Raw genomic sequence first — 9738 nt, forward strand, 5'->3', positions numbered from 1 at the left:
TTCCGACTTATTTTTTATGCTCGTGGAAAGGTCAACGTAAAGACAGCACCGTGGGGGCGGGCATCTGTTATCTGAATTGTTCCCTGACACACCTTCACCAAGCGTTCAACAATGGCTAACCCCAGACCAGAGCCCTCATAATTACCACGGACGGTGTCACTGCGGTAAAAACGTTTGAAGACGTTCGGCTTATCAGTGGCACTAATCCCCGGACCTTGATCTGCGACAATCAATTGCACATGAGCCACTCCTTTGGCACGCACCGTTACTGAAATTGTTGTATCAGGATCAGCATATTTGGTCGCATTGCCCACGAGATTGTCTACGATATGAGATAAACTATCTTCATTCGTCTTCACCAATAAACCAGGCTTTAAATTCATTATCAACTTTTGCTGAATGCTAGGTTGCAGCCGGTCCAATTGAGCTTGCACAACTTGGCTGACGTCGGTTGGCACCAAATCCACCGCCGTTGTCTCCGCACGTGACAGGGTCAGCATCTGGTTGATTGACTGGGTCATCTGCTGGGTTTCCTCACCGATAAAGCGAATGGATTTCGGAATGATTTCAGGGTGATCCTGACCGTGGCGTTCAATCAACTGAACGTGGCTATAAATAGCCGCAATCGGAGTTTTCAGTTCATGGGTAGCGTTCATTAAAAAACGTTGCTGCTCTTTTTGACTATTAAACCGTTCCTTCAGCAATTGGTTAAAGCTTTTCGCCAGGCGTTGCACTTCTACCGGTTCTTTGGGGACGGCAATGTGGGCTTCCTCACTGATCGAAGCGCTCTGGGCATTGGTATCGTCAACCAGTTGCAGCAAAGGTCGAGTCAACCGTTGTGACAGTCGTTTAGTATAATAAACCGAAAAAACAATTGCCACGATCATCACCGCTGTCGTGACCAAAATAATCCGACACAGGACACTGATTTGCATGTCCATCCGCGTCCAAACAACGTAACGAATACCATGTGCACCGCCCGTTTGCCGGTAAAGGAGGCCGATCCCGGGGCTATAGAAAAGGGTCTTGGTTAATTTTGTCCGGTGATGAACTAGATAACGGGCATAGGGAGTAAAGTAATGGGTATGCACGGCACCCGGACGATGATTGTGGACAGCCACAAAATACAGCGAAGACTGGTTGACGTTGCTATTGCTGCGCCAGTTGCGCCAATCATGCTGGGAGTCGATCGTGACTCTCTTCATGCTTTCCATAATACTGTTGCTATTAACGGCAGCCTGTTCCCAAAGCTGGTGACCGATGGCAACGACAATGGCGAGGCCTAAACAGATAATCATCGAGATAATCAGACGCAAAATGGATTGCGTTAAAATCGTAGCACTTGCTCGCGCTTTGTCATCCACAGCATTTGCCCCCTAATCATTAGCCACGTTAGCTGACAACATGTAACCCGTTCCGCGAATAGTATGGATTAACTTTAGCTTACCGTCCCCATTATCGATTTTGTGACGCAGTTGACGAATATAGACATCCAAAATATTGGGCTCGCCTTCAAAAGCAGTCCCCCACACCGCATCCAGCAATTGATTATGCGAACACGGCTGGTCGTGGTGCTTAGCCATGGCCGCTAGCAACGCAAATTCCCGTGGCGTCAAGGCAATGATTTGGTGATCCCGCACGGCCTGTTTAGCAGTTAAATCGATGGTCAAATCACCAACTTGAATCTTAGATGCACTACTGGATGAACCCGCTCGCTTAGCCTCCTTGCCGTGACGTAAGGCAACCTCAATTCTTGCGATCAACTCTTCCATTTCAAAAGGTTTGGTAATGTAATCATCGGCACCACCGGTCAAGCCAGCAATTTTATCCCCAATATATGTCCGGGCCGTCAGCATAATGACCGGTACCTGGCTGGTCTTGCGGACCCGGCGCAGCACACTAAAACCATCCACCTTTGGCAGCATCCAATCCAGTAGGATTAAGTCAATTTTTTCTTGATACTGACGATAAAGGTCCAAGGCTTCCTGTCCATCAAAAGCATTGATGACCTCCATGTTCTCCAATTTTAATTCTGTCGTGACCGAGTCTGCTAAGCCTTTTTCGTCTTCAACAAACAAAATCGTCGCCATGACACGCCCTTCTTTCTGCTTAATACTGCGATTATCATCTCAAATCAGGTTGATTGTCAATCTACATCAAAACGGTTCCAAGGCAATTCTAAAGAATCTTTAGATTAAAACTGCTTTATCAAGTCTTTTTAATAACCAACCTTCAAAAAATTTAGTTTCAATTTATTCAACCATGGTAGCCGCAGCGGACAAAGGCGTTTATCTTTAAGTCGTATAAGTGAGGAGGAAAATGTGATGAACTATTATCTATCTCGTGGTTGGCGATGGTTTTTAGCTAGCTGCCTATTTCTCGGTTTGTTAGCAACGACAACAAATATTCATAATTGGCCAGTCTCATTAGCAGCGATGATTTTAGCTAGTTTGATGATGATTTTCAGCCAGACGATGGCAAATCAGGTCAACCAAATTCCCCGCAAGACATTCTTTTACCTTATCTTGATCATTTTATTGGTCATGTTCATCGGCCAAAGTCTCATTCTGTCACAATTGCCGATTACGGTTTACCACGACCCATTTCGCATGCTGCACCAGGCTTTACAACTTGCCAGCGGACAACAGAGCTGGCAGAGCAGCACCTACTTCTGGCGTTACCCCAACAACGCCGTCCCAGCCATCTTTTTATCGCGGTGGTTCATCTTGACCAACGCAATGCATTTGTCTGCAAACGTCAGTCTGATGATCCTCCAGATGATCATGCTCGACGGTTTTATTATTTTAACGATTGCCACAATCTGGCAGAGCAGCCATCGTCAAAGCATGGTGGCAGCAACCACTGCCTTTTGCGCACTGACACCCTTTGGCTACACCTATTTTCTCAACGTCGCCTACACCGACCTCCCCAACATGATCATCCTTTTAGTGATCTTCAGAACTATCTACTTTTGGTCAAACCATTCAAGGCAAGGCCGGACCTGGGAAAGCCTACTTCTTGTCATTGTCAGCATGCTAGCGATGTTGATCAAAGGCAACTTCATCGTTATGATGCCCGCAATTATTCTGACCGTCCTAACTTGTCGAATGTGGCGGAAAGCAAGCCGGCAACTCACCGTTCCACTAGTAGCAATCATCATTGGGATTCTTATCAGTCTGCCGGTTGGCAAAATAATAGAACAACAAGCCGGTTTCAGTCACAACAACAGCTATGAATTTCCGGCTACCGCTTGGGTCGCAATGGGGCTGAATGCACACACCAGCGGCACCTACAGCAGCCATGACGTGGATAAAATGATTGCTCTTCCCACTAAAACAACGCGCCAGCGAGTCGCTCAACATAAAATTGCGCGTCGTTTGGCAAAAGACGGGGCTCCTGGCATAGCCAAACTCTTCCTCGCTAAAGATGGCATCATGATGAACGCCACCGACATCAGCCAGTGGTACAGCGGTGGGCACCGCCAGGCACCATCCTGGTGGATTCAGCACGGAATCCTGATTGAAACCAGTCTTAGCCTTCTCTACCAAACAGCTTGGGCAGCCTTGGTTCTGATGGCAATCCGGAATTTATTTCAAAGATACACTGGCAAACAACCAGCCACCGTTCTTGCTATCCTCACAGCTTTAGGCTACCTGGCCTTTCACATTTTGTTGTGGGAAGTTGAGGGCAGGTATGGTCAAGTATTGCTGCCACTGCTAATTTTCACCTTAGCCACTAACAAAGGTGGCGTACATGATCCGCAACGATATGGCAGCTGGTCATATCCAATTGTCACTATGGCTGCCGCCCTCCTCTGTTCTGGTTTATTGACACATTACCGAGCTCCAGCCCGAGCTATTGAAGATGTCAGTACCAATGCTGCTGTTGTGGCTGCTCAACGTTCTCAATTATCGAGCCAGTACAAGGCACGTCCAACCAACGTCGCACCAGGGCAAATTGTCACTCAGCAGTTGAGACTCAATGCACCGGCTCAACAATTCTTCATCCTGGTAGCTAACCACAGCAAACTAGACGTTCAACTCTTTAATTTGCAATCCGGACAACACTATCGCCTGCACCAGCAGCAACAAGATTTCCTGGTGCTCCAACGAAAGTTGCCTGCGGGTAACTACCAAATAGTGATCATCAATCATTCCGGAAAAATTCAACCACTAGCCATCACCCACGCCAGAAATTATCAATTGGCGCGACAGCCATTGATCAATAATGGCTTTCCGGAAAATGATGCGTCACTGATTTACACAGCTTGGAAATAACAAAAGGATCTATGGTCACTTCAGAGAGTTTGTACCATAGATCCTTCTTTAGTTTGTCTTATGTTTAATAATGTTTCATTACCCGGGCAATCTGCCGGTCCGCATCACGCTTCTTGATGGCTTCTCGTTTATCATACTGGTGTTTACCTTGGGCGACACCCAGCAAGACCTTAGCGTAGCCATGCTTGATGTACATCTTCAGGGGGATCAGAGCAATCCCTTGTTTGGACAATTCACCTGTCAGACGGCGAATCTCCTTTTTATGCAGAAGCAACTTGCGATTGCGCAACGGATCGTGATTATAAATATTTCCCTGGTCATACTCGGCAATGTGCACGTTCATCAGCCAAGCTTCACCGTTGCGTACCTGAGCGTAGCCGTCCTTTAAAGTTACCCGATGAGCACGCACGGACTTGATCTCAGTACCCGTCAGCACAAGTCCCGCCTCAATTGTGGACAAGACCGTATAGTCATGACGAGCCTTGCGGTTTTGGGCCACCAGATTGCTATTTTTCTCTTGGTGGGTTTTCTTGGCCATGCAATTACCTCCTTTGCGCCATCTTAACGGTGACGAATTGTAAATTTATGGTTATTGCCACGGTGGTTGCGACTACTGTGACGACGGTGATGCCGGCCACGGTTTGGTTCATCCCCACTATGACGCGTCTGACCACGGTTGATTTGGAAACTATTGCGTTCCCCATTGTCAACATTGTGGTCGCCACTCCGGTGTTGGGTGTGACGTGAATGACCACGATGGTTGCGGTGACCACCATTCTGGTGATGATCATTATGGCGATTGCCACGACCACGTCCGCGGTCATTGCCTGCTACACGCAGTTTAGTCTTTGGCGCGTTTTCGGGATGAACGAGCTCGAAGTCCACTTCCCGCTGGTCCTTATCGACCCGCAATAACTTCACCTGCAGTGGTTGACCGATCTGGAAAATTCGGTGGGTCCGGCGACCAATCAGTGCCAGGTGCTTTTCATCATATTCATAATAGTCGTCAGTCATCGCGCTGATGTGAACCAGCCCTTCGACCGTGTTTGGCAATTCAACGAAGAGACCGAACTTCATAACGGAACTGACCTGGGCGTCAAAGGTTTCACCGACGTGATCCTGCATGTATTCAGCCTTCTTCATGCTGTCAACGTCACGTTCGGTGTCAATCCCGCGCCGTTCAGTATCAGAGGTATGCTCCGCAATTTCGCCAAGATCGCCGCTGAACTTGTCCTGAGCCTTTTGACTGGTGCCGTGGGTAGAATACCACTTGATCATCCGGTGAACCATTTCGTCAGGGTAACGACGAATTGGCGAAGTAAAGTGGGTGTAGAACTTAGCGGCTAAACCAAAGTGCCCGAGTTCGTCCTCACTGTAACGGGCCTGTTGCATGGAGCGCAGCATCATCACCTGGACCATCTGTTCTTCCGGCTTGCCTTCGACATCCTTCAATACTTGCTGCAGCATCTTTGGAGTCACGTTATTAGGGTCGCCGTGAACGGTAATGCCAAAGACACCCAGGAAGTCGAGGAAGTCCTTCATCCGGTCATGGTCTGGCGTTTCGTGGACCCGGTACAAGAACGGTACATGCTTGTTGAAGTAAGTTTTAGCAACCGTTTCGTTGGCAGCCAACATAAAGGATTCAACTAAGCGTTCAGCCGTCCGCCGTTCCCGCAACTGAATGTCTGTCGGGTGACCATCAGCGTCGACAATAATCTTGGCTTCCGGTGCATCGAAATCGATGGCACCACGGTCATGACGGTGCTTAGCTAGAATGTGGTGCAGTTCGTTCATCGTTTCAAACATTGGCACCAGATCCTTGTACTGTTCGCAAACCTTCGGATCATGGTCTTCGATGATGGCGTTGACGGCTTTATAAGTCATCCGCGCATGGGACTTCATCAACGTTGGTCCAATCCAGGAATTAACAACCTGGCCCTGAGGATTAATTTCCATTTCACAGCCCATGGATAGGCGCTCTTCACCAGGGTTCAATGAACAAATGCCATTAGAAAGCCTCTTTGGCAGCATCGGGATAACCCGGTCGGTCAGGTAAACCGAAGTCCCCCGCTTGTATGCTTCCCGGTCGAGCGGACTGCCATAGTGAACATAGTGGGTCACGTCAGCGATGTGAACACCCAGGTGATAGTTGCCGTTATCGAGTTTCCAGGCGACGACAGCATCGTCCAAGTCCTTTGATTCGATCGCATCAATCGTGACCAGCGGTTGGTTGGTGACGTCCTTCCGTCCCTTCTTTTCTTCGGGTAGAACGTGGTCAGGAATCGCTGCCGCCGCGTCCTTGACTTCCTGCGGAAATTCGTGTGGCACGTCGTGTGCGATGACTGAGGACATAATGTCGACACCAGGCTGATCTTCATCACCGATGACCGCCTGAACGGCACCCGTAATGACACCAGGAGCATCATCGCTCGGGTACGTCGCAATAGTAGCGTCGACAACTTCGCCATCCATCGGCTTTAATCCCTTGTCAGTAACGTAAAACTTGAAGTTACTCAGCTTTTTATCCTTTAAGATGATTTCACCGATAAAATTGCCGAGAGTCAGTGTTTTGAATTCACCCACCATGTGTTCATAGTGGTGTTCGATGATCTCCGTGACTTTACCGACCGGTCCCTTATCAGAACCTGGTTCTGGTTCCCGGATGATTTTGACTGCCACCTGGTCGCCATTCATGGCATGGAGGGTGTCATCAGAATTGATGTAGATATCAGGCATGTTGGCGTCGTAATTAACGAAGCCAAAGCCCCGTTCGTTGCCACGGAAAGAGCCCGTCAGTGGTTGTGATTTGATGACGAGTTTAAATTCTCCGAGGTTGGTCACTTCCACCTTCCCGTCACGTTCTAATTGGGCAAGTGCCTGCACAACTGGCGTAAACTCATCTGCTTTTGGCATTCCCATTGCCCGGGCAATTTTTTCTGCCGAAAAACTCATTTGGGGTTCATCCTGCAGTTTTTTTAATATGCGTTCTGCTAACTTATTATCACTCATAAGATTCTCCGTTTTGAAAAAGCGCCCCCTGACCAATTTCAGGAGGCGTCACTAGGCTTTAATGTGCTGAAATATAAACCAAGGCTAACGCCAAAATGAAGAAGACTGCACCTAAAATCGTAGTGACAATCTGCATCACGGCTTCAAAGCCCCGGGCCTTTTTCCGGGAAAACAGATCCCCGGCACCACCCGTCAAGGCGGACATCGCGTCATTATCGTTCTTGGCTGGTTGCATCATCACGCAAGCAATCAAGATGACACAAACAATCAAGAAAATGGTCATTAAAATATTATGCAAGGACCTTTCCTCCTCATGTTAACCGCTATAACTGTTTTATAATAACATATTTATCCGTTCTTAGCTACGCTTGTGCATGGTGAGCAGCCAAGTTTATTTGGGCTTGGTCTGCATCATAGTGTTTTCCTGACAGTTCAACTACCAGGGTATCTCCTGCACGCAAGACCGTTTTACCGTGTGGCATGATGTGCTCGTCACCACGATAAATATCCGTCACAAGGCTGCCGACTGGCCAGGAATAATCTTTGACCTGGGCACCATCGAGCTGAGAACCAGCAAAGATCGCAAAAGTGACCTTGGTCAGACAGCGGTGTGGTTGAACCGGCTGTTTGTTCATAAAATTGTGGAACATCGCCATGTAAACAGGCGTGCCACCGAGCCAATCGACGACAACGTAAGCAATGATCGAAACGATCGCCAATGGCATCATGTGTGCTAATGACCCAACCATTTCCGTAATCAGCAAAATGGCCGTAAATGGTGCCTTGGAAATACAAGCAAAGTAACCAGCCATGGCATAGATAACGAAATTAGGCAGATAACGTTGTGGCAAAAGACCCATCTGGTTAGCAAGAGCGCAGTAAAAGGCACCAAAGACAGCTCCTAATGTCAGGATTGGCAGGAAAATCCCACCGGGCAATTCTGATCCGTAGCTGATCATCGAGAAGACAAAGCGTAAAACAAACAGGCCAGCGAAAATCCAAATGCTAAATGGCAATTGATGAAGACTAATGATCAGCTGGTTACCACCACCGAGTGTCACCGGCCACAGCCAGGCAATGGGAATCACAAGTAAAAATGGCACAACCGGGTACCAAGCGGGCTTTAACCAGTTAACTTTACGCGACCACTTTGGCAAGCGCAAAATGACGTACTGGTAAAGTCGTCCTAAGAACCCCAATAGAATCCCCATGATCACTAGGTGCCAATAAAATTTGAGCGGGAGATATTCTTTGTAAGGTACCAGGAGATCCGGGCTCAGGCTAAAGAACTGGACCGAGACCATGTTAGATGACAAAGCACTGGCAAAGACGGATAACCATAACAGAGGCGAAAAGTTATGGTAGACCTCTTCGAGGACAAACATCGTCGAAGCAATCGGGGCGTTAAAGGCGGCCGACAGACCGGCAGCGGCTCCGCTGGCAATGCCGACACGGCGTTCAATGGCACTCTGGTGTGTTGATTCACACACACCCTGTCCAATGGTAGCCCCGAGTTGGATTGACGGTCCTTCACGGCCTAGATAAAGTCCTGACCCGATGCCCAAAATGCCACCGATGAATTTACGCCAGAGCACTGGCCACCATTTTTCGTCAAACTGTCCCGTCAGCTGACCTTCAACCTGGGGAATGCCGGAGCCTTTAATATTCGGATTACGTTGGGCAAGACGCCCGAGGATGAGCGCTAAGATCACCGACGCAATCACCCACGGAATTAACCACAGTGGATGTTGATGAAAGTAACGGAACGCTGCCATTACTCCTTTAAGGCCAAATTGAATGCTCAAGCGAAAAATGCTGACGACTAAGCCGGTTAAGGCTCCAATGATGATCGCGCGTAAAAGCTGCTTGGCAGTGCCGTGGCGCAAGGTTTCACTTTCTGCGATCTGTTGCTTTGCGTGCAAGATCGTGTCCTCCCATCTGATTTCAAACTCGCTTGTAACAGTTTAGCACATCTGATTAATTGATGTGGATTCAACTAAAAAACGACCGCAAGCAATCAGCTTACGATCGTTAATGTTTTCTAGTAAATTAACACGTTTTAAGTTTAGCAACGCGCATTAATTTTACTATTACTTGTTTAAGATGGCGTCACGAGCCTGAGCACTCAGGTTGTAGAATGAGTGAACGCCTTTGAATTCGGATGAAGAACCAAGTTGGTCTTCGATCCGCATCAACTGGTTGTACTTAGCCAGACGGTCAGTCCGGTTCATTGAACCAGTCTTGATTTGGCCGGCGTTAGTACCAACAACCAGGTCGGCAATCGTAGTGTCTTCAGTTTCACCAGAACGGTGTGAAACAATGGCAGTGTAGCCGGCTTCCTTAGCCATTTCGATGGCTTCCAGAGTTTCGGTAACAGTACCGATTTGGTTCATCTTAACCAGGATGGAGTTAGCAGCGCCCATCTTGATACCCTTTTCCAGGTACTTAGTGT

General features: G+C 48.2%; 7 protein-coding genes and 1 pseudogene. 1 reads left to right on the plus strand and 7 read right to left on the minus strand.

Annotated features, from left to right (window positions below; translation table 11 throughout):
• Nucleotides 1-14: 14 nt before the first annotated feature.
• Nucleotides 15-1364, minus strand: coding sequence for a sensor histidine kinase (locus AB3114_RS04705; RefSeq protein WP_367342104.1), 1350 nt, complete (start codon nucleotides 1362-1364; stop codon nucleotides 15-17).
• Nucleotides 1365-1376: 12 nt separating this feature from the next.
• Complete coding sequence (locus tag AB3114_RS04710; RefSeq protein ID WP_367342105.1) at nucleotides 1377-2090, minus strand: response regulator transcription factor; 714 nt, start codon at nucleotides 2088-2090, stop codon at nucleotides 1377-1379.
• A 234-nt stretch (nucleotides 2091-2324) separates the two neighbouring features.
• Between AB3114_RS04710 and AB3114_RS04715 the strand changes: the two genes are divergently transcribed.
• Nucleotides 2325-4277: a glycosyltransferase family 39 protein gene (locus AB3114_RS04715; RefSeq protein ID WP_367342106.1), complete on the plus strand. Its 1953-nt coding sequence runs from the start codon at nucleotides 2325-2327 to the stop codon at nucleotides 4275-4277.
• Between the two features lie 64 nt (nucleotides 4278-4341).
• On the opposite strand, the gene smpB is transcribed toward AB3114_RS04715, so the two are convergent.
• The 5 genes and pseudogenes from smpB to eno form a co-directional block, all read right to left on the minus strand.
• On the minus strand, nucleotides 4342-4815 hold the full coding sequence (smpB, locus tag AB3114_RS04720; RefSeq protein ID WP_367342107.1) for an SsrA-binding protein SmpB: 474 nt from the start codon (nucleotides 4813-4815) through the stop codon (nucleotides 4342-4344).
• A 23-nt stretch (nucleotides 4816-4838) separates the two neighbouring features.
• Nucleotides 4839-7286 (minus strand): ribonuclease R, encoded by a 2448-nt coding sequence (gene rnr, locus AB3114_RS04725; RefSeq protein WP_367342108.1) that lies wholly within the window; start codon nucleotides 7284-7286, stop codon nucleotides 4839-4841.
• A 58-nt stretch (nucleotides 7287-7344) separates the two neighbouring features.
• Nucleotides 7345-7584, minus strand: a complete 240-nt coding sequence (gene secG / locus AB3114_RS04730; protein WP_367342109.1) for a preprotein translocase subunit SecG — start codon at nucleotides 7582-7584, stop codon at nucleotides 7345-7347.
• Nucleotides 7585-7648: 64 nt separating this feature from the next.
• Nucleotides 7649-9190: a chloride channel protein gene (locus AB3114_RS04735; RefSeq protein WP_367342120.1), complete on the minus strand. Its 1542-nt coding sequence runs from the start codon at nucleotides 9188-9190 to the stop codon at nucleotides 7649-7651.
• Nucleotides 9191-9376: 186 nt separating this feature from the next.
• Nucleotides 9377-9738, minus strand: a pseudogene (gene eno / locus AB3114_RS04740) (phosphopyruvate hydratase); the annotation flags it as partial.

The sequence above is a fragment of the Limosilactobacillus sp. genome, from assembly GCF_040772465.1.
Classification (GTDB): Bacteria; Bacillota; Bacilli; order Lactobacillales; family Lactobacillaceae; genus Limosilactobacillus.